General features: G+C 40.0%; 11 protein-coding genes. 2 read left to right on the top strand and 9 right to left on the bottom strand.

Translation table 11 applies throughout. The features are described from left to right. Window positions 1-145 precede the first annotated feature (145 nt). A complete protein-coding gene (locus tag C2869_RS13955; RefSeq protein ID WP_108603521.1) occupies window positions 146-2188 on the top strand; it encodes an OPT family oligopeptide transporter in 2043 nt (680 codons plus the stop codon). A gap of 119 nt (window positions 2189-2307) precedes the next feature. Here C2869_RS13955 and C2869_RS13950 read toward each other — a convergent pair whose 3' ends face one another. The 8 genes from C2869_RS13950 to C2869_RS13915 form a co-directional block, all read right to left on the bottom strand. Further along, window positions 2308-4755: a glycoside hydrolase family 31 protein gene (locus C2869_RS13950; protein WP_108603520.1), complete on the bottom strand. Its 2448-nt coding sequence runs from the start codon at window positions 4753-4755 to the stop codon at window positions 2308-2310. A gap of 425 nt (window positions 4756-5180) precedes the next feature. Continuing rightward, window positions 5181-8066: an alpha-L-rhamnosidase-related protein gene (locus C2869_RS13945; RefSeq protein WP_159084177.1), complete on the bottom strand. Its 2886-nt coding sequence runs from the start codon at window positions 8064-8066 to the stop codon at window positions 5181-5183. A 201-nt stretch (window positions 8067-8267) separates the two neighbouring features. Further along, a complete protein-coding gene (locus tag C2869_RS13940) occupies window positions 8268-9764 on the bottom strand; it encodes a tryptophan halogenase family protein (protein ID WP_228710669.1) in 1497 nt (498 codons plus the stop codon). 18 nt (window positions 9765-9782) lie between these two features. Beyond that, entirely contained in the window at window positions 9783-11294 is a 1512-nt protein-coding gene (locus C2869_RS13935) for a tryptophan halogenase family protein (RefSeq protein ID WP_108603517.1), read from the bottom strand. A gap of 115 nt (window positions 11295-11409) precedes the next feature. Continuing rightward, complete coding sequence (locus C2869_RS13930) at window positions 11410-14265, bottom strand: TonB-dependent receptor (RefSeq protein WP_108603516.1); 2856 nt, start codon at window positions 14263-14265, stop codon at window positions 11410-11412. Between the two features lie 543 nt (window positions 14266-14808). After that, window positions 14809-15177: a hypothetical protein gene (locus tag C2869_RS13925; RefSeq protein ID WP_159084176.1), complete on the bottom strand. Its 369-nt coding sequence runs from the start codon at window positions 15175-15177 to the stop codon at window positions 14809-14811. A 178-nt stretch (window positions 15178-15355) separates the two neighbouring features. After that, window positions 15356-16810 carry a decarboxylating NADP(+)-dependent phosphogluconate dehydrogenase gene (gene gnd / locus C2869_RS13920; RefSeq protein ID WP_108603514.1) on the bottom strand — a complete coding sequence of 485 codons (1455 nt, stop codon included), beginning with the start codon at window positions 16808-16810 and terminating at the stop codon, window positions 15356-15358. A 585-nt stretch (window positions 16811-17395) separates the two neighbouring features. Further along, window positions 17396-18325: a sugar kinase gene (locus C2869_RS13915; RefSeq protein WP_108603513.1), complete on the bottom strand. Its 930-nt coding sequence runs from the start codon at window positions 18323-18325 to the stop codon at window positions 17396-17398. 1855 nt (window positions 18326-20180) lie between these two features. Here C2869_RS13915 and C2869_RS13910 point away from each other — a divergent pair. Beyond that, window positions 20181-21761: an alpha-L-fucosidase gene (locus C2869_RS13910; protein ID WP_199915571.1), complete on the top strand. Its 1581-nt coding sequence runs from the start codon at window positions 20181-20183 to the stop codon at window positions 21759-21761. A 280-nt stretch (window positions 21762-22041) separates the two neighbouring features. On the opposite strand, the gene C2869_RS13905 is transcribed toward C2869_RS13910, so the two are convergent. Beyond that, window positions 22042-22338: an integration host factor subunit alpha gene (locus C2869_RS13905; protein WP_108603512.1), complete on the bottom strand. Its 297-nt coding sequence runs from the start codon at window positions 22336-22338 to the stop codon at window positions 22042-22044. Window positions 22339-22340: the final 2 nt, after the last annotated feature.

The raw sequence follows: 22340 nt of genomic DNA, 5'->3' as shown, positions 1-22340 counted from the left end.
TCCCTTGCATTTTCACTCTAGCATCTTCCTTAAACAAAATGTTTAAACAATTATTGCAATCAATTTAGACATAATTGATTGCAATATATTCAGTTCACTTTAACCTAATCACATCGTTACATTAGGCTTATGTGCTTGTTTACGAATGGATATTAACAAACAGGTAGCACCACCTCTTATACCGGCTGATCAGAATTTAGCTGAATTAACAATTAAAAGCGTTGTACTCGGTATTGCACTAAGTATGTTGCTCGCAGCGGCTAATGCCTATATTGGCCTGCTGGTTGGCTTAACCGTTTCAGCCTCTATCCCCGCTGCGGCGGTATCTATGGGTGTGCTGCGCTTATTCAAACGCTCTAACATTCTTGAAAACAATATGGTGCAAACATCGGCTTCGGCTGGTGAATCGTTGGTGGCGGGTATTATCTTTACGTTACCTGCGCTTGTGCTAATGCACCATTGGCACGGTTATGAATACTGGCCATTAGTCAGCATTGCGCTTGTTGGCGGTATATTAGGGGTAATATTTACTATTCCGTTACGTCACGCACTTATTGTTAAAACCAAACTCACCTTTCCAGAAGGTGTTGCTACATCAGAAGTTCTAAAAACAGGTAATACCCAAAACCACATACCAATTGACCAAGAAAATAGTGATAGCAGCCGAGGATTACGCACGTTATTACAAGCCGCTGGGATTGGTGCATTATTCAAATTGGCCGAATCTGGCTTTGGCATGTTATCTGGCTGGATATCAGGTGTAAAAGCCTTTGCGAGTAATTCAATTGTGCTATCGGGTAGCTTAGCAATCAGTCCCGCATTAATTGGCGTTGGCTATATCATTGGCTTAAATATAGCTATTTTAGTCTTTCTTGGTGGGGTGATTGGTACGCTAGTTGGGGTGCCGCTTAACTGGTATTTAAACAGTGAAGCTATTCTTATCGCGACTGGAATTGGGGTTGATAGTTCCGTCGAACTTGCAAACCTAGATGCAAAGCAAATTCAAGCTATTGCCTATGAAGCGTGGGAGCAAAATCGCCGCATAGGTGTCGGCGCTATGATTATTGGTGGTCTATGGTCACTCATTTGCCTTGCAAAACCGTTAACTGAAGGGATCAAGGCTTCATTTTCAGCATACAAAGCGAGCTTTAATGAACACGCCAAATCGCCGCTCAGAACTGAATTCGATACCCCAATAAACTATGTGATTATTGCCAGTACATTGGCGCTTGTTCCGTTATTTTTTATATTCAAGAGCGCACTAGATGATTACTCCAATGCTAACTTTATCGCTGGGGTTATGACACTCGTCATGTTTGTTTTAGGTTTTTTATTTTCATCCGTAGCAGGTTACATGGCAGGTTTAGTCGGCAGTTCGAATAACCCTGTATCTGGCGTCACCATTGCCACTGTTATTATTTCCGCCTTGTTATTATTACAGTTAATGGGCAACGAGGGGGTAGCAGCAAAATTAGGGCCTGTCGCTGTGATTTTCCTAGCTGGGCTGATATGTTCCTCGGCGGCTATCGCCGGTGACAATATGCAAGATTTAAAATGTGGTCACCTATTAGGCGCTACGCCATGGAAACAACAGCTGTATCAAGTGATTGGCGTCATTGCTGCGGCATTTATTATTCCTGTCATTTTAAATATTTTAGACGCCGGCTATGGCATTGGCCGCCCTGCCCTCGACGCCAATAGCCAAACCTTTTTAGCAGCTCCGCAAGCCAGTTTAATGAAAGACCTCGCGACGGGTATTTTTGGTGCTGGGATCAATTGGCAATTTATCTATTTAGGTATGGGGCTAGCTATCGTATTAATCCTTGTCGATGAGGTTTTAAAACGCACTAACGCGACTTCCCGTATGCCTGTGCTTGCTGTTGCCGTTGGCATTTATCTACCAATGGGCTTATCGTTACCTATTTTAATTGGTGGTGTCATTGCTTATAGGGTTGCTAAACGAAGTCCGTCTAACAGCGGTAAAGTACTACAACAAAACCGTGAAGGAGGCATACTATTAGCCTCGGGCTTAATTACTGGCGAAGCCTTAATGGGTGTTGTAATCGCGATTTATGCCGCTTTTATCGCTGATTTACCTTCTGTTGTGCCCTATGGTAACGAGCTTGGACTCGCCGCCCTCGCGTTAGTCAGTTGGTATTTATACAAGCGAACAAGAAATAGTGCTTAAGGTTAGTCGTTTCGACTTGGCGCTAAAGCGCTATTTCTAAGCCGCTATTTATAAACCACTACGCCTAAGTCATTAACCCTAAGCGATGACTGCCATTGATACTAAGGCTAATACCATGATTAGTATCGCGATACAAACACTCTTAATGGTTGATATCGCCAAGCCACTTTAACGTTTAAAATATTAGCCTTGGCATCGTAATAAGCACCTTCAAGCGCCTGCTCGAAGTCTCGACCTGCTTGGTAAACTCGTGTTTTCGTTCCATCAATTAAGATACGTTTCGCTGGGATCGGATTATGGATCGCTAACCTAATACTGCGCGCCTCTGGTTTTCCCGTATATTGATAGCCTTTAGGATCAATACCTAAAATCAATCCCTCACCGTCTTGTTTAGCCGTAAAATCAATTAGCTCATATTGTTTATTTTCAATGGTATTAGGTGTTTGGCCATCATCATCAAACATTTGATAAGAAGATTCTGCCACAGAAGGATCGGCATAATAATGAACCGTTAGTTGTTTCGGATTGTAATCATCTGTGGTTTGAATGGCTTTTTGACCTAACATGGGCACAAACGACCCCGCTTTAACCATGACCGGTATAGTACGCAAAGAAACAGGAACAGAATGTACACCTGATTCAGTGAATTTTTTATCTGTCCAAAAATCAAACCAGACACCGCCAGGTAAATATAAAGCTTGAGTTGTGACTCCAGGTTCAGTGACAGGGCTGACTAAAAAGGCATCGCCCCACATAAAACTATCTTTTATGGCAATGAGTGACGAATTCGCTTCATTCTGAAAAAATAGTGGCCGCATCAATGGCATACCGCTCATCGAATTTTGATAAGCCAAACTATAGTTATAGGGTAATAGTTTGTAGCGCAAGTTAATATAACCGCGGATAATATCTTGTGTTTGTGGATCATGAAAAACCGGTTCGGGGGCTATTGCTTCCTGTGCGTGGGGTCGATATAAAGGTTGAAATACACCATACTGCAACCAGCGAATGTACATTTCTTTGTCAAAAGTTTCACCGCCAGCAAACCCACCTAAATCAGAGTGAGTATAGGCTAAGCCTAATAGTCCCATTTGCATGGTTAGCTCAGGTTGCGGCTTTAAGCCCCCCCATGAGCGGCTGACATCACCTGTCCATGGCATCATGCCGTAACGTTGTGAGCCATTAAAACCAGAGCGCATTAAAATAAAAGGTCTTTGATTAGGTTTAGCCGCTAACGTTCGCTCGTAAACCATTTTTGCCCACTGGTGGCCATACGCGTTATGGATTTCATCGGCGGTGCCGGCTTGGTGAATAGTATCGTGCGGATGCACTTCTGGTTCACCTAAATCACCCCACCAACCTGCTATTCCTTGATCAAGCAAAGGCTGGTATTTTGACCAGAACCAATCTTGACCGCTTTGTGAAAAAACATCGACTAAACCAGTTTCACCAAAATAAAAATTGAAAATTTTAGGCTTACCCGCCAAGTTTTTCGCTAACGCATTGGCACGCACACTACTCAGCCAATTCTTCGAAGAGGTTAATATAAAAGGTTCGGTAATTAGCACGGTTTTCACCCCTTGCTGTTTAAAGTCTTGGATCATCTGTTCTGGATTAGCAAATGCTTGTCTATCCCAATCCAAATTTCCCATATGACCTTGAATATCTTTACCAAACCAAAATAAGTCGAAAATGATGCTATCAACCGGAATACTTAACTCACGAAAACGAGTGATTACGCCTCGCGCTTCACTCTCGGTGTGATAACCAAATCGTGAGGCAAAATTGCCAAACACCCAACGCGGTGGTAAAGGCTGACGTCCCGTGGCTTGCGTATAGGTATCGATTAATTGCGGATAGCTATTACCGGCAAATACAACATAACTACTGCGCCCGCCAATCGCTTCAAATTGCAGAATATCCTTTTCGGTTTTGCCCAGATCAATCCAGCCCTTAGCCGGATTATCAAACAACAGCATGTATTTATTGCTCGACATGACTGCTGGCAAACTGATATTCATTTGCTCAGAATGCGTCTGATAACCATAGTGGGCTTTATTGTATAGCGGTAAGCGATGACCACGACGATCCATACCCAGTACCCGCTCGCCTGTACCTAGTAGCTTTTCTTGCGCTTGTAACTTAAAGCGAAATCCCATTAAGCTGGGAAAATTGAAGTAGCCAATCTCCTCTTCAACTAACAATTTTTCGTTTTGATAAAAAGCCATTCGCAAAGGTGATTTCTCGATTACCGCGCGTATATTGGGGGCGATAAATTGCAAGGTTTCGCTTCTTTCCACCACTCTAGTTTTAAAATGGGTTTTAGCTGGCAATAATGAATAGGAAGGTAATTGTTTTACATTATCGTGCTGATAATGCACTTCTAGCGCGCCTTCAACTACCGCAGAGATGGACACCTTACCTTGGCTAGTGACAATGGTGAGTTGGTTATTTTGTAATTGATGACTTTGATAATCAGCCGCCTGTACGCTAATAGCGAACGCCATCAATATGCTAATTATAAATACTAATACTCGCTGATAATTGGCTACAAAGGTGTTGAACATACTCGTTTTCATTTATTTATAATTTTTAATTCGGTTTGGTGTAGGTCGAGGCTCAATGCCATTAAGCGGCTTGTGTTGGGCTTCGCAAGCTCAGCGCCAACCTACGTCAGCCTAAGTTAACGGCATTGGATCGAGGCTCGCTTAAAGCGCCTACTTTTGGTGCCTCGACAAAGGTTACAAAACTAAGCCAAGGTCGAACCTGTATACTAAGTTTGTAGCAGCACCGCTGCTATTTTCGAAATAAATTTCGACCTACATGGATGTAGGGAATGCCGATAAGCGTCTGGAACAGCGCACGGCGACCTACATGGATGTAGGGAATGCCGATAAGCGTCTGGAACAGCGCACGGCGACCTACACTGGTTCGGTTTTTCTAGCTTACATTGTGTTTTCAACTGATCATTTCTTTCTGGAAACAGCACCTACTAAAAGCTTGGGCTTATCTTTAAACCAATCAAATCAAACTGGTTTTCAGCACCGGTTAAACCACCAGCCGATGTAAAAGTTTGATTTTTTGTTAGATAACTCATATTAAAAAAGTCTTGCACTTCAATACTATAGACCCCAGCCGGTAAAAATGCCTGTATCGGTGTTGAATAAAGCTTAGGTTTTAATCCCTGTTTTGCTTTGCCGTGTGGTAATTGCACAACCCCTTCACTGACAATTGTTCCTTTAGCATCACGCATAACTAAGCGTTTGACACCACTGGTTATGCCCTGACCTATTACATGTTTATCATTGTGATAAGCTAACTGAAAAGCAACATGGCTTTGATTGTCGATTGTTATGTCATTAAATGCCGCTGAATCATCAACAGCGCCCCAGCTCGCCACATAATGATAAGGTTGATTACTATTTGGCTGCTGAACTGATTTATTCGATGTAAAACGGCGATCATCCACATTTATTTCTTGATAAACATCAACACAAATGGGATAGCTTTGGTGTGAATGATTGCCAAATTGATTCACTATTGTTGCGCTATAACAATTCGCTTCTCCGACAATATATTTGACATCAACTAGATTGCGCTTAGCTTGTGTTGTTATCGCTATCGACTGATCTTCAATAGTTTTGCGACCGTTTCTATATAAGGTTAATTTAAGATCACTGGAATGAAGACGATTCGAATTATCCGCATAATCATCTCTAACAATCACTTCTAATGTTTTTGTTCCATCCTTTGATGTATCAGATAGCAATTTTAAGCTCGGCTCTAATGGGGCATAAACCTTAGGCGTATGCTCACCGGGCAAAGCATTTACTAAAGTCACGCTATCACTGCTCGCAATGAGTTGCCCTAACGTGATAACAATTTCATTACTGGCAAGCAGTGACCCCTCTTCAATATAACCATCACGCTTAACCCCGTTTAATGTCACCTGTTGAATCGAATAATAACCAGCCTCTTTATCGTCTAATTTTTGAGTCGGCAGCTTAATCGTAATATCGAGTGTCTTGCCTTTGTATGAAAGGTTGGTTAACTGAATTTGCTTAGCTTGCTGGAAAAATCGATTAGCGAGGTACTGAGTGATAAAAGGTTCAAACTTGAGTTTGTTTTTTTCTTGTTTCAATCCAAATACATTATCTATCACTAAATTTAAATACGCGGCAACCGACCACAATTGGTATTTTGAATTAATGACAGGACCCGATTCAGCTGGTATATCCATTTGCAACCACATGGCTTGGCCAGACAGCCATTCCAAGTTTTCCATATTTGATAGGTTTAACGCAGCACCTCTGATTAGGGTTTTATACGCTTCATCCGCTGCCGCAACATGCTTGGCTTTGGTTGCAGCACTTAAGCCATAGGCAGTAACAAACGGCCATAAAGCACGGTTATGGTAAACTGGGATATTAGGCTGCTGAGGAAAAATCACAGGCGCACCCATAGGACCATGAGGATAAGACGACAAAATTTTTGTTGCCTGTTGCGGTTCGGCAATACCTGTCATGATTGCAAGTGACTGCCCTAGCCAGTCAAACTTGTTTAACGGTAAACCAGCAAAATGCCCTGCCGTTAAACTGCTATATAATCCTTGTTCTTTGATCCATAGCTTTTGGTTAATCGCCACCTTTAATGCTTTAGCCCAAGTTGTATATTTGTTGGCTAAATGTGGCTGGTTTAATTCCTCAGCCAATGCTGCGGTTAATTTGATTGCTTGATAATGTGCAACATTGGTCGAAAGCGCTTTACTACTAGCCATGTACGTTAAGTCATCCACTATCCACGTAGCATAGGTTTGCTCACGCCAATCTAAGAAAGATTGTTCGCCAGTGTATAAGCCATCAATAGGATCAAAAGCAGCGACTCTGTCGTTTTCAATCGTATTGCGCAAAGCATCAAACGCATGTAAAACAAACGCCTGACGTGCGTCACCCGCTAACGAATTTAATACGCGCTCTGCGCCAAAAGCCCAAGTGACTCTGTCGGTACTAATAGGCCAACTGCCACCACTGCCAGTATCTTGGATAATCTGTAAGCCATCTTTGCCATAAACGCTTGATGCAACCTTGTTATCTTTACGAAATTCAGACGTTTTAAATTTTAACGAATTAACAACACGTTGCGGATCGAGTAAAGCTAAGTTTAAGTCTGCAGCATATGCCAAGTCACGCGTCCAAACATAAGCCCATTTTTCACCGGTTTTAAAACAGTCACAGTCGATACTTTTTCCAGCGTTGTAATTACCGTCGTTAATTTGCGCCACGCTTAAATAAGTCATTTCATTGATCGCTAATGCGAACAATGCATCAAACTCAAGATTACCAGTAGACACACGAGGGAAATCGGCTAATTCACTATATTCAGCATATGGAGGGCCAATGTCTCGTAATACCGCAGTTGTAGATTGGGCAAACTGTCGTAATGGCGCCTGTTTGTCGGCAACGGAATAAACCACACTGTGTATTTTATTATCGAACGTGCGGTAATCGACAGATAAGGTCTCTGTTCGGCCTTGATGGGGATCTTTTTGTTTACCACTATCACGCACAACTTTATTCACCACCAAGCTGGGTTTATCAGCATGGTTGAAATCCAATATAAATTCAAAACGCCCTGCTTGCGCGGTAAACAGTGCATCTTCCGGCGCTTTGTGTTGTTGCAGCGTATACGCCTTACCGAGCATAATTATTTCAATCGCGTCAGGATTCACTACCCACTCTTGCGACCAGTCAGCCGTTGCCACCTTAAAACCAAAATTACCCGGCGTCACTTCGATTTCCGTACGATATTGATTAGCACTTAATGCTTGAAAAGGATTAGCCGTTCCCCAGCCGTTAAAAGCGCCTCTTAAGTACAACATTTTCTCAGTTTGAACTAATTTGTTATCTAAGTTAGTTTTTTCTTTGATTTTTGTAGAGTCACACCCAAGCATGACTACTAGAGTACTTATTGCAAGCGTGATACGAAGATAAAAGCTTAGTTTATTCATTTTAATTTGTGGGCTGGCCTAATAAATAGTTACAGTAGACTAAAGTTAGGCCAGTTAAGAATAGGTTAACGTTTAGGACAAATCCAACGCTTCTTGATGCTCCAAGAAGTTCATTGAACATCGAGTAATAAAGTCTTTAATTTCATCTATATTGTGTTGACTTGCTTCTTCGTTTGGCGCTAATAATTGAGAACTATCCGGATAAATTCCGTAGCCAGCAAGAAGGCAATGCCAAGAATAAGATGCGTAATATTGACTTAATTTCAGCTGTTCCAATACCTGCGTTATATTGTCGCCGGCCATCCAAGTTTGTAATATTTGCACCAAATTATTGGAAAGATGGTTGTTGTTAGCATTGGCTCGCCAATACTCACTATCATTTCGTGAGTTAACACGATAATGCGCAACAATATAATCTCTAATGCCTTCAAACCTATTGTTTATCACTTGATTAAAACGAGATTGGTGTTGATTAGTGTAATTACCAGCTTTATAGGCTGCACAAAAATTTTGAATCGTTTCTTGTACTAAGTGCAACGCAGTCGCTTCTAGTGGCTCTATAAAGCCTTGAGAAAGCCCAACTGCCAAACAATTTTTATACCAATGAGATTGAATGCGCCCTACTTTCATTTTAATGTGACGAGCTTCTATTTCTGAGTCGATTAATCCCAGGCTATTTCTTAATTCAGTTTCCGCTAAATCTGAATCAGTAAATTGACTGCTGTAAACGTAACCAGAGCCCGTTCTGTTTCGCAACGGTATAGACCATAACCAGCCATTCTTAAGGGTACTTGCGCCTGTATAAGTTGGCTTTTTTTCTAATGATTCGGTAGGTAAAACGACTGCCGAATCATTAAATAAATTATCTGAAAAATCTATAAACGGAACTTTTAATGCTTTTTGAATAAGCAAACCATTAAAACCAGTACAATCAATAAATATATCAGATTGCAGTTCTCCTTTTGTCGTTTCAAGGTAAGCTATACTGCCATCATGAGCTAAATGAACGTTTTCTACTTTTGTTTGAATATGTTTTATAGCGTTTTTAACCGCGTAATCTCTTAAAAATTGTCCTAGCAAGCCAGCATCAAAATGGTAACCATATGCAGTTTCAAAAGGAAAATTATTCCTAGCTATGGGGGATAATCCTTGCTTGGCAAGATAACTATTTAAGAAAAAAGTATCAGGGTGTCCTATTACATCTGCCCCCTTACGCCGCATTTGTGAATTAAAAAAAAATGCTGGTGCCGTTTGATCATCAACTTGACTAATAAAAGGATGAAAATAACTGTCGCTTTCGGCTCTACTAGACCAACCCGAAAACTTAATGCCTAACTTATAGGTTGCTTGGCAACACTTCATCCATTCATATTCGGCAATGCCCAATTGTTGGAAAAAATTTTTCAACTGCGGTGTTGAACCTTCTCCCACACCTATTGTACTTATTTCGGGAGACTCAACTAAATTAACCTGAACTTGAATATTTTCTTCATTCAATACTTTATTAATCAGTGTGGCAGCCATCCATCCTGCCGTCCCTCCGCCGACTATTGTGATTACTTTCTTCATAATGTTGTCCTTTCCCTTTTAAATATTCGCAAGTTCATCTAAGTGGCTTTTATGGTTAATTGCACAACTATTCATAAATTCTTTAACCTGAGAAAAGGAATATTTTTGCGCAGGTAAATCATGGCGTGTTATCACTTTATCGGGGAAGCAGCCATAGCCAGCCATTAAGCAGTACCATGAAATTTCCGGAAAATAATCACTGATGGCCTGATCTTCTAGCGCTTTTTGCATATCTCCACAGCTATTCCAGCATTGCACAGCTGTAGACAAGGCATTAGACCAGTTTTTATGTTCTCGGTTAGCTATCCAATATTCGGTATCGTCTCTAGAGTTCATTGCATAGTGCGCGACAATATAATCTCTAACGCCTTCAAAGCGTTTATTTACCCTTTCATTGAACATATCGCGATTTTTGTCAGTAAAATTACCTGATTGATAAGCTGCCATAAAATTCAAAACCGTGTCTTGTACGATATCAAGTGCGGTTGCCTCAAGAGGCTCAATAAAGCCTTGTGCTAGACCAATCGCCACACAATTCCGGCTCCAATGCTTTTCAACACGGCCAACTTTCATTTTTAAATGCCGCGCCTCTACATCAGATTCGACAAGATTCAGTTTTTCCCTCAGCTCTTGTTCTGCTTGCTGAGCACTACAAAAATTAGAATCATAGACGTAGCCGTTACCGGTTCGATTAGTTAGAGGAATATCCCATGTCCAGCCATATTTAAGCGCGGTTGATACTGTTTGGGTTTGTAACTGTTTATGTTTCTCGGTTGGCAGTACGACGGCTGAATCATTAAATAAATTTTCATTAAACTTCTTAAAAGGCACTTTAAGCGCTTGCTGTAATAAGACGCTGCGAAAACCACTACTATCAACAAAGAAATCAGCTTGTATTTGCTGGCCTTCTTCCGTCAGCAAGCTATGAATATCGCCATTATTGGCCAGCTCTACATGATTTACTTTACCTTCGATATAATTAACGCCGCGCGATATAGCCAGTTCTTTTAGAAACTCACCTAAAAGATGCGAATCAAAATGATAGCCATAATGAACATCAAACGGAAAATTGTGATCAGCTTTTGGAGACAACGCTTGCTGTGCAATATAAGTGCCTAAAAAATAGTGATCCGGTAAAGCTTCAACATTGGCACCTTTTCGACGAAAATAAGTATTCTGCTTAAAGGTCGATGCAACATAGCTATCAACTTGAGAGTAAAAGGGATGAAAATAGCTGGTAAAACCCGGTTTGGTAGACCAATTAGCGAAAGTAATACCCACTTTATAAGTCGCGTTACAGCGTTTCATCCATTGCGACTCTTCTACATCAATAGAATTAAAAAAAGCACGTAACTGTGGCGTTGAACCTTCGCCTACTCCAATAATACCAATCTGAGGAGATTCCATTAACGATATCTTAATATTGGGGTAATCTCGCCACTTAACCGCCATTAAATTAGCAGCCATCCAGCCTGCGGTACCGCCACCCAGTATTAAAATATGTCTTTGAGTATTTGTATTGGGGTTCATGTTCGCTCCTAGAGATTTAACTTAAGCGTGGATCATGAATAGAGATGTTGCAAATAAACATCAAAAAAACAGCCACCCTATAGGTGGCTGTTTTTAAAGTAATATTTACAATTTATTACATTGAGTAGTTAATACCCATGAACACGGTTCTACCAAAGTGTTGAATAGTACCGGTTAGGTTTTTGCTACCAAAATAGGTACGCGTTGGTTCATCAGTAATGTTAGTAATTTGGAACAAACCTTTAAGATTATCATTAAATTGGTACGACGCTTGGTAATCAATAACAGTTTCACTTGCATAGAAAACTAACTGCGCGTCTTCAGCAACTTGGTCACCAACAAAGTCGTCTACATAGCGTAAGTTAACCCGTGTATCAAAACCGCCGTTGTTGTAATACAAAGTACCGCTGAATACGTGTGGTGATAAACCTTCCAAATTAGCTTTTGCACTTTCTTTACCAGAGCCTGAAATCCCTTCTTGCTCAATTTCACTCTCTGTATATGCATAGCTCATATTGACACCTAATCCAGAGAATGGCTCAGGTAAAAAACTAAAAGTTTGCGTATATGCTAATTCAAGACCGCGAATGTATCCACCGTTGTCATTGTTAACTGCAGTATTAAAAGTACCACCTGCTACTTCTCGAGGTGTCGTTTCACCATCTAATGTGTAAGAATCTGGAATATCCCAACCATTACCTTCAAAGTCATAATTACTAAGTGATTGTTTCTCAACGAACGACTCAATATTTTTATAGAAGACCGCTGCAACAAAAGCACCTTCAGTTTCTTCAAAATAACGCTCATAAGAAATATCTAATTGCGTAGCATAGAAAGGGTCTAGTAATGGGCTGGTATCACCCCATGCATTAAACACAGCTTTACCATCAGCATTTGGCGCACCGTCGTACCAAGAACCTATACCCGCTTTTAGCTGATCAATTGGTGCTCTAGCCATGACTTTTGCAGCAGCTACACGTAATTGCTCTTGCTCAGAAATTTGGAAATTTAAGTTTATTGATGGCAATACATCAGTGAAATCTTTACCTACGCGTTTATGAGCAAAGCTACAATTTTCAGCGCCAGTTTCATCTTTAATACAAGTCGCGCCAGCAGCAGTATCACCTTGCACATTTTGTAAACCATCAGAATACTGATCTGTTTGAACAACACGAACGCCAATATTACCCGTTACAGGAATACCTACGTCAAAATCCAAATTAGCTTGAGCGTAGGCAGCTAGTACATCTTCATATACATCACCACTTTGGATCATAGTCCAATCATTTGCCCAACGCTTCTTAGGCGTAGCATCAATATTTTGAGCGTCAAACCATGCAGGCAGTGCTTTATCTAAATCAATTGCTATATAACTTGGGAAATGACTAAAATCACCTTCCCAGTCAACAACCTTGACCATATCATCAGTTAATTTTAAAGGTTTTTCATCATCTCGAAATCCCCAGTCGCTTCCATATTCAAATACAGAGCGATCAGCGCGATAATGACGCTCTGACATTCTAACACCCGCTTCAACTGATGAGATAAACTCTCCATCCAACTGATATTTTGCGTCTAACTTGAATGCCGTACTTTCATCTTCATAGTCGTATGGATAAGTACCATACTTACTCATCATAAGTGCATTAGCGCCAGAAATATTCGTATAATCTTTATTTAACGATATTGTAGGAAGGTTTAACGCATTTAATCTGTACGTAATTGTATGGTCGTCAACTAACTCAGGGCTAGCTGCATTTGCATCTTTTGCCATTAGAGTCCAGTTCACGCCATTAACAAAATCACTGGTCGCAGATGAATGAGCAAAATCAGCTGTAATCGTTAAGTCATCTAAAATCCACTCTGCGTTAATGCCGATACTTGTCAAAGACTCGTCTTCGGTATTGTTATCGTTTACGGTTTGAACATTCCAACGGTTAGTATCTGTCGCCTTAATCGTGCCGCCAATCAACGAATCATTAATAAAAATTGGATTTTCTAAATCACCAGCGCTAATACGAATACCACCTTCGTTACCAGTGAAATCCTTAATACGGAAACCACGGGCAAAGGCTTTAGATTCAAAAGTAGAATGGAATGCATCAGCTTTTAGTTTAAATGTATCGCTAGGAGCCCACTCAACTGTCGCTAAGAAACCATCACGAGTTTCTTCACCACCTTTATGTTGGAGTTCCATACCTTCTGAAATGGCGTGTTCATTTGGTTGACCATCATTGGTTAAATCTGTATCTGTTGCATAGTATTGCAAACCAATGAACTGAGTTTGAACATCGGGTTGGAATAAACGGGAAAAGCCAAGAGCGACACCTAAGGTATCGTCCATAAACTTGCGTTGGTAAGAAACACTTAAGCGATGACCAAATTCGTTTGCGTCACTCACTTCGCCAGCTCTGTCGTTATAACTACCACGAACGTTTACATTTAAACGAGATTCATCTGAAATTGATAGGGGGCTAACGGTTGTCATTTCAACAGTACCAGCAACACCACCTTCAATTAAAGATGCTTTTGGAGATTTGTAGACAGCTGCCGAAGTAATTAACTCTGATGGATATTGTTCGAATTCAACTGAACGAGAACCACTAGTCGATACCTGTTCACGGCCATTTAATGTGGTGTAAACCATGTCACCAGACATACCACGAATATTAAGCGCACCTGCTTGACCACCAGTACGAACAGCTGTTACACCTGGTAAACGAGCCAACGCTTCACCGATAGAAACATCGGGTAATGCACCTAAATCATCTGCAGAGATTGACTCGACAACGGTGTCTGAATAGCGTTTTTGATTTATCGATTCAATAAGGCTGCGACGGAAACCAGAAACTTCGATAACTTCAACATCGTCATCTGCAGCTACTTCGTCTTGAGCAACGACTTGTCCACCAAATGTAATACCGCTCGACATTAGCGCCAAAGTCAGTAAATTAGGCTTGAATTGTTTCATGTGTATATCCCCTTGCGTGTACGCAAAATTGTAGTTTTTAATTTTCGTTTAGGGCTTTAAGCCCGATGAAAAAATAAACACACTGTGTGTGCAGTTGCTTGAATATTAGTCGTAGAAACGCCTAGCCAACAACAATTTGCATACGTATTCACAATTGTGCATTTACAAGTTATTTACACTTTTCACTTCAAATTCAACTTCTATCAATTACTACCAAATTGAAAAAATAATATTGTTTATCAACCACTTACCGGATTGATAAAATTCATTTGATTACAAAAATGTAAACATATTTTGCAAGTTTTACAGCTTATATGCATACGTATGCGAAATATCATGCAATAGCGTTATGCAGTAAAAACGGACGGGTATTTTATGATTCACTCGCTATACATCAGGGCGATGAATCGCTCAAAATGAAATGGAATTTGAAAAAATGGCAATAACGGAGTGCAATAAGAAACCAAAACAGAGTTTTCACACTCTGTTTTACTGGGTCATGACTGATTAGTATAGAGAGAGGTAGGGGGAGTTTTGAGCAGCCTAAGCGTCTTTTTTTATGGCGCCTTTTAGCCATTCGATCATATCAACGGGCATACCAATGCCACAATTATCATAGGCGATCGAGATCTCAACATCAGGATATATACTTTGCAGTAGCTCACCACCCTTGATTGACATAATTTGCTCAGCACCAAGTTTTTGAATATAACTGGCTTGCTCTGAGATCACGACGGTTTGTTTGTCTGAGTTTTGTTGTGATGCAAACAATACGAAATCAAACTCCGTTTGGTTTTCTTCAACGCCTTCTTTGCCTATCACATCGCGTTTAGCAAACGCCGTATAAAACTCAGTATTAAGGAAGGTTTTAAAAAATGCAGCTTGGTCACCCTCGCCTTGTTGCATATCCATAACCAATTGCTGAAAGGGTCTAATTTTGCTTGTTGATTGGCTCATAATCTTTAAAAGTAGTTTTCAATAGCGCTAAGGTATTGTGAAAAGTTGAGTTTGACAAATAACTTGTGGATTTAAGGCATAAAAAAGGCCGCGTTTAGCGACCTTTATTTGAGCAATTTAGCCGTTAATAGGCTTAAACGTCATAAGTGGTAGAAGCGGTATCGCCACCACGACCAGTCCAATTAGTATGGAAGAATTCACCGCGTGGCTTATCTGTACGCTCATAAGTGTGAGCACCAAAATAATCACGTTGCGCTTGTAACAAGTTAGCCGGTAAACGTGCTGTACGGTAACCATCAAAGTAGTTAAGTGCCGCAGTTAAGCAAGGCGCTGGCACACCATTAGCAATTGCAGTCGCTGCAACATTACGCCAGCTTGATTGGGCGTTAACAACTGTCTCTTTGAAGTAGTCATCAAGCAATAAGTTATTAAGCTCTGGGTTCTTCTCAAAGGCTTTTTTGATGTCACCTAAGAAAGCAGAGCGAATAATACAACCGCCACGCCACATTAGCGCGATACCGCCGTAGTTAAGGTTCCAGTTGAACTCTTTAGCCGCTTCGCGCATTAAGGTATAACCTTGTGCGTAACTAACAATTTTCGACGCTAATACCGCTTGACGTAAGTCTTCGATAAACGCTGCTTTGTCGCCAGTGAATGACTTTTCTGGGCCTGCTAAAATCTTAGATGCTTCAACACGTTCTTCTTTCAATGCAGAAATACAACGAGCAAAGACTGATTCCGCGATAAGAGTAAGTGGAACACCTAAATCTAGTGCAACCACACCTGTCCATTTACCTGTACCTTTTTGGCCAGCGGTATCAAGAATTTTCTCAACTAGTGGCTCACCGTCTTCATCTTTAAACGCCATGATATCGCGTGAGATTTCAACTAGGTAAGAATCTAATTCAGTGGTATTCCATTGTTTGAATACTTGATGAATTTCATCGGCTGACAAACCAACCACTTCTTTCATGATTTGATACGCTTCACACAATAATTGCATGTCGCCGTATTCAATACCGTTGTGAACCATTTTAACGAAGTGGCCAGCGCCATTTTCGCCTACATAGTCACAACAAGGCTCACCACCTTCAACCTTGGCAGAAATACCTTGGAAAATAGGCTTAACATGCTGCCATGCTTCTAACGAACCACCAGGCATAATTGAAGGACCCGTTAATGCACCCTCTTCACCACCAGATACACCAGCCCCTACAAAATGAATACCTTTTTCTTTAAGGTAAGCTTCACGACGGATAGTGTCTGGGTAATGTGTGTTACCGCCATCAATAATGATGTCGCCTTCATCTAAATGCGGAATAAGTGATTCAATCGTGGCATCAACCGGCGCACCGGCTTTTACCATAATCATAATTTTGCGTGGTGCCGCTAATGATTCAACTAACTCTTCAACTGAGTATGCACCACGAATAGTTTTGCCTTCTGCACGACCTGTAACAAACTTTTCTACTTTGTCTGTAGAGCGGTTATAAGCGGTTACGGTAAAGCCTTTGCTGGCCATATTTAAGATTAAGTTCTCGCCCATTACAGCAAGACCAATCACTCCGATATCGGATTTTGACTTCATTTTCTGCCTCGAGATAATACCGTTTAGGCGTAATTAACGCTAAACGAAAGTCATAATATTAAGCTAAGAAATGACTGTTATTCAGCTACATTTCTGCAATTTGTTTGTGAGAACTCAAAAACACTTTATAAGCGCCTGAATTCAAAGCGTTCGATCAGAATAACTTATCAGGCAAATCCAATCAATGCGGACAAGCCATACGTTTGCAATTAACAATTGATTATATTGACATATGCTAGATCAAACAGATCGTTCGGCGAAGATTAGTAGAATATTTAGAGCTAACAAGACTAAATATTGATTTTTGGAAGGCTTAAAATTACACAGATAATTTAACTATAGTCAAAGCGATCAGGTTTTAGGGGCAGGTTTCTAGTTCCAGACGAAACCTAAGTACCTACATCCATATAGGCAAAGCCGTCAAGCTTCGAATCCACATGAGCATATGCTCTATTATGTGATTGGGGAGAGTAAGCGCTGACAATGAACCATAAGGCCTGAGCGAGAAGACTATATACTCCATAGGGAGATAGTAAAAATGAAAAAATTAGGAGCGTTATATAAAACGCCCCTAAAAGCATCTATTTACGCAGGAAATGCTTGTCTGAATACATCAATATCCACAATAGCACCACGATGCTGCACGACAAAACCAGCTACATTAGCTGCGTCTTTCACGGCTTGTTCTGTGCTGTTTCCTGACAGGCGAGAAGCTAAGTAAGTACCGGCAAACGAGTCACCAGCTGCGGTAGCATCGACTTGAACTGGCGCAGGGGTAAATGGTAAATGAACTTCATCAGCACCATTTTCAACAACGTAAACGCCATCTTTACCACATTTAACGACTGACTCTGAAACCTTGTATTGGCTTACATAATCAACAACAGCATCTTTAGTCGATTGACCCAGCATATCTTCATGGTCTTCTAAACCTGGGAATAAAATGTCACTCACAGCATAAGCCTTTTCCAGCCACTCAATCGCATGCTCTTTATCACGCCACATTCTTGCACGGTAATTCGGATCAAATGCGACTTTACATCCTTTAGCACGAATGTCTGCAACTAGATCAATCAATGCTTGTTTGTCTTCATCGGATAAAATGGCCAAACTCAAACCACTGAAGTATAAACAGTCAAAGCCAGCATCGATTAAGCCTTGGCGTTTATCACCTAACAATTGCATCATTTGCGTTGCCGCAGAACCTTTTCGCCAATAAGCAAAACTGCGCTCACCTGCTTCATCGGTATGAATAGAGTAAATCCCTACTTGAGCGGTCTGACTTTCTAATACCCATTCGGTATCAATGTTTTCTTGTTGCCAACGCTGTACCATTTGTTGACTGAATTCGTCAGTACCAACAGCTGAAAAGTAGCTTACTTTCGCATCTGCAAACCAACGTTTGGCATAAACAGCTGAATTGTATGTATCACCGGCAAATGATTTACTTAATGAGTGTTCGTCCTGTGCTTTTAGTTCCAGCATGCATTCGCCAATAATCAAAATAGATGTCATTTTTTGCTCTCTCTTCGCTCTTTTTTCGCTCTCTTTGAGCCTTCCTACTTTTATGCGGCATACTTTGCGACAAATACACTAATTAGTAAACATGAATCTAAGATAAAAAGTTAAGTGAAATGATAAAAAACGATCACAACCAAACACACAAAACTAATCATATTTAATTTTTGCACTTTATATATTGACAAAATAAAAAAATAAGCTAAATTAAATACTACGATTGTTTCTGCATTGAAGTAAGTCCCTTGATTGCGGTTTAATCGTGTTATGTGTGTGCTACTTTGGCCACGACGGTATTTTATTTGTCGTGGCTTTTTTATATCTGTTACCTATCAACCTTCGCTCACCTTTCTTGAAAAACAAAGTTAAACAATTAAATAGAATTTTATAATTTCAAATAACAATTTTTATTTTTATTTTGTATTCAATTTACAAAATGGTTTGACGGAAAATTAACTATAAAAGAAAGATTTATTATTTAGTTAAAGCTAAGTCATTGCATGGGGAATTTTAAGATCCAGACAGAGCCAAAAATTAACGAGTCTTGCTCTGTTGGATAAAAAGGTTTGCAGGCTCTGTAAACATAAAATGTCGCCCACAAAAAATTGCTAGTTTAAAGCCGTTATTTTCCGCGAAAGTCGGTAGATTACTTAATTAACAGCCCCCACACCACAAACCAAAAAACTAAACAAACCAAGCCTGTAACGACTTGACCAATTAAAGCGACCCGAGCTCGATGCATGCGCTGACGGTACGATAATTTTGTCGACATCTCGTAACTCCTAAGCAATCATAGGGGCATTAGCAACTAATAATGATAACGTAATTAATAAAGCTAAAAACTTCATACCCTTACCTCTTTAAAATGTAATATTCACGGTTATCGCTCATTAAACTAATTTAAATACTAAACAAAAATTTCACAAACAAACAGCATAATTTAAATACAAAATTAATATTTAATCTGCAATTTTTATCACTTTATTTAATATGAAGCGCAGCGGTAGAACGAGAAACCTAACAAAAATTTCAATTAAAATACTAATATTCAATAAGTTAAGCTCTAATTTAAAAAATCAGGATTGCTAACTTAAAGATTATGAAGTGAATTTAAAATTGGCACAGTAAACAATAGCTAGCTATTATTTATATGCAGTGAATATTGATCTAATAAATTATACTTTAACTACTCAATGTATTTATAAAAACCTGCCAATTGATACCTCTGGTGAAAAAAGTGGCGCAAGATTTCGAGTCAAACCTAAGAATACAAAGCTAGCGCATCTAAACGTAACTATTCAGCATTTCAAGTAGCAAGTGTCTTCATTGATAAGTTATAACTTTGTAGGCTTGCTGTAGATACAAGGCGAGACTTAGCTTGTTGGATAGAAAGGTTTGCAGGCTCTGCAAGCATGAATGCTCACCCACAGTTAATACCCACAAAAACTTAATACTTTAAAACCGTTTTTTCACGGTGCACGGCAAAAGGCAAAGGGAATTAAAAAAGCGAAAGCACGTAAAATTAAATACACTGTTCAGATAAAAATATTTCATATTTAATACACATCAAAACAAATATGATCATCACTTGATTCTGGCATTTAATTGCAAGAATCTGACAAACCAATAGTAATGATAACAATACCCTTTTTAATTATAGGCTTATTATCAATAGGTTAACTTAAATATCCGCCAATATATTACATCGATCTATTCCCTTTGATAACAGAGAGTTAAATAGGATTATGCAAAACATTGGTTTTATATGTGAATTTTATCTTGCAATAAATGTCTGTTCCAGACTATATTATGGTTAGAGATTTGTTAATTAAACTAACGACCACAATACAATATGAAAACAACTATTATTTCTTTTGCAAAAACGGCACTCGCAGCAGCTGTAGCCGCGGGCTTAGTTGGCTGTAGCATGAATGCCAGTGAATCTAACACTGCGCAATCAACCTCACACGCTGAAAAACTAAAGCAAATTGAAGAATTTGCTAATCAAGGTCCTTTTAAAGCTGATTGGCAATCATTGACTCAGTATAAAATTCCAGATTGGTACCAAGATGCCAAATTCGGTATTTTCATTCACTGGGGTGCGTACTCTGTTCCTGCCCATAATGGCGAATGGTATCCACGTCATATGTATCAAAAAGACCGAGCTGAAATGAAATACCATCAAGAAAAATGGGGGTCTATTGAAGAGTTTGGTTACAAAGATTTCATCCCTATGTTTAAAGCGGAAAAATTTAACGCTGACGAATGGTTGAATATCATTGAAGATTCTGGTGCTCGTTACATTGTCCCCGTAGCTGAACACCATGATGGCTTCTCAATGTATGATAACTCTTATTCACGTTGGGACTCAGTAGAAATGGGACCAAAGCGTGATGTTATTGCTGAGTTAAAAGCGGCAACGGCGAAAAAACCTGATATTCATTTTGGCTTATCAAGCCATCGTGCAGAAAACTGGTGGTTCTTTGATGGTGGCCGTGAAGTGCCATCAGATGTACAAGACGAAGCTTTCCGTGACTTATATGGCCCGGCCGTCAATCGTAAATCGTCTGAAAACGGTTTAACACCGCCAAGCAAAGCATTTATGGATGACTGGTTATTACGTACTGTTGAGATCGTTGACAAATACGAGCCAGAGCTAATTTGGTTTGACTGGTGGATCGCATCGAAACCATTTCATGATCACGTTAAGCAATTTGCCAGCTACTATTACAACAAAGGCTTAAACTGGGAAAATATGCCTGCGCTTAACTACAAAGAGCATGAGCATATGCGTTCTTTCTTACCTGGTTCAGCCGTATTAGATATTGAACGTGGTGGTATGACTGACATCCATCCTTACTTTTGGCAAACGGATACGTCTGTATCTAAATCGTCATGGGGTTATGTCACTAACCACAGATATCGTGATGCAAACTCTCTTGTTGATGACTTAATTGATATCGTTAGTAAAAATGGTTCCTTGTTGCTTAACATTGGTCCTAAACCAGACGGTACTATTCCTCAAAAAGAAGTTGAATTACTTGCTGAAATCGGTAGTTGGTTAAAGCTAAATGGTGAAGCCATTTACAATACTCGTCCTTGGGAAGCTTACGGTGAAGGTGAAACCTACGTACCAGATGGTAAGCACTCAAACGATGCTGAAAAGAATCGTAAAGACTTTAACAGCAGCGATATTCGTTTCACCCGTAATGGTGACACCGTTTACGCAACTATTTTAGCTTGGCCTGGTAACAACAAAGAAATTACTATCCGCTCATTCACGGATAAGCGCTACCCACATAAGATAGCGAAAATTTCTATGATTGGTCACGAGGGTGAATTAAATTTCAAACAAACTAAAAATGGCTTAAAAGTAACCTTACCAAGTCAATCACCTTCTAAATACGCGCAAGTACTTAAAATTGAGCGTTAATCATTAAGTGAATTATCATCACCCAAAAACCGCCTGCTAGGCGGTTTTTTTTATGCCTAGCTTATTGCGGCATCTAATCTTCTAAAAAATAGCCTTGTGACGAGACTGGGCATACAAGGCTCTACTTTTGATATTTTTGCTTTAATGGGCAAAACGGTTTGCAGGTTCTGCAAGCATAAATGCTCGCATACAATAAAGATAATAAGATCAAAAAAGCCAATACTAAAATATTCAGTATTGGCTTTTATATAGTCGATTCTACAAGTTTACTTAAAGGCGGTTAATGTTCTTCACCGGCATTTTCAACTCGACTTTTTAGCTTTTGCCCAGGTCGAAATGTCACCACTCTGCGCGCTGAGATAGGAATATCTTCGCCCGTTTTAGGGTTTCGTCCCGGCCTTTCTGATTTCTCTCGTAAATCAAAATTTCCAAAACCCGAAAGCTTTACTTGTTCGCCCTCTTCCAATGCTAGGCGTATTTCTTCAAAAAAGGCTTCCACTAAATCTTTAGAATCCTTTTTATTTAATCCCACTTTTAGAAATAAATGTTCAGCAATTTCAGCTTTGGTTAAAGCCATGG

This window comes from Saccharobesus litoralis (assembly GCF_003063625.1).
GTDB classification, from domain to species: Bacteria; Pseudomonadota; Gammaproteobacteria; order Enterobacterales; family Alteromonadaceae; genus Saccharobesus; species Saccharobesus litoralis.
The sequence above is the reverse complement of the archived record's forward strand: the minus strand, read 5'-3'. Positions and strand labels throughout refer to the sequence as shown.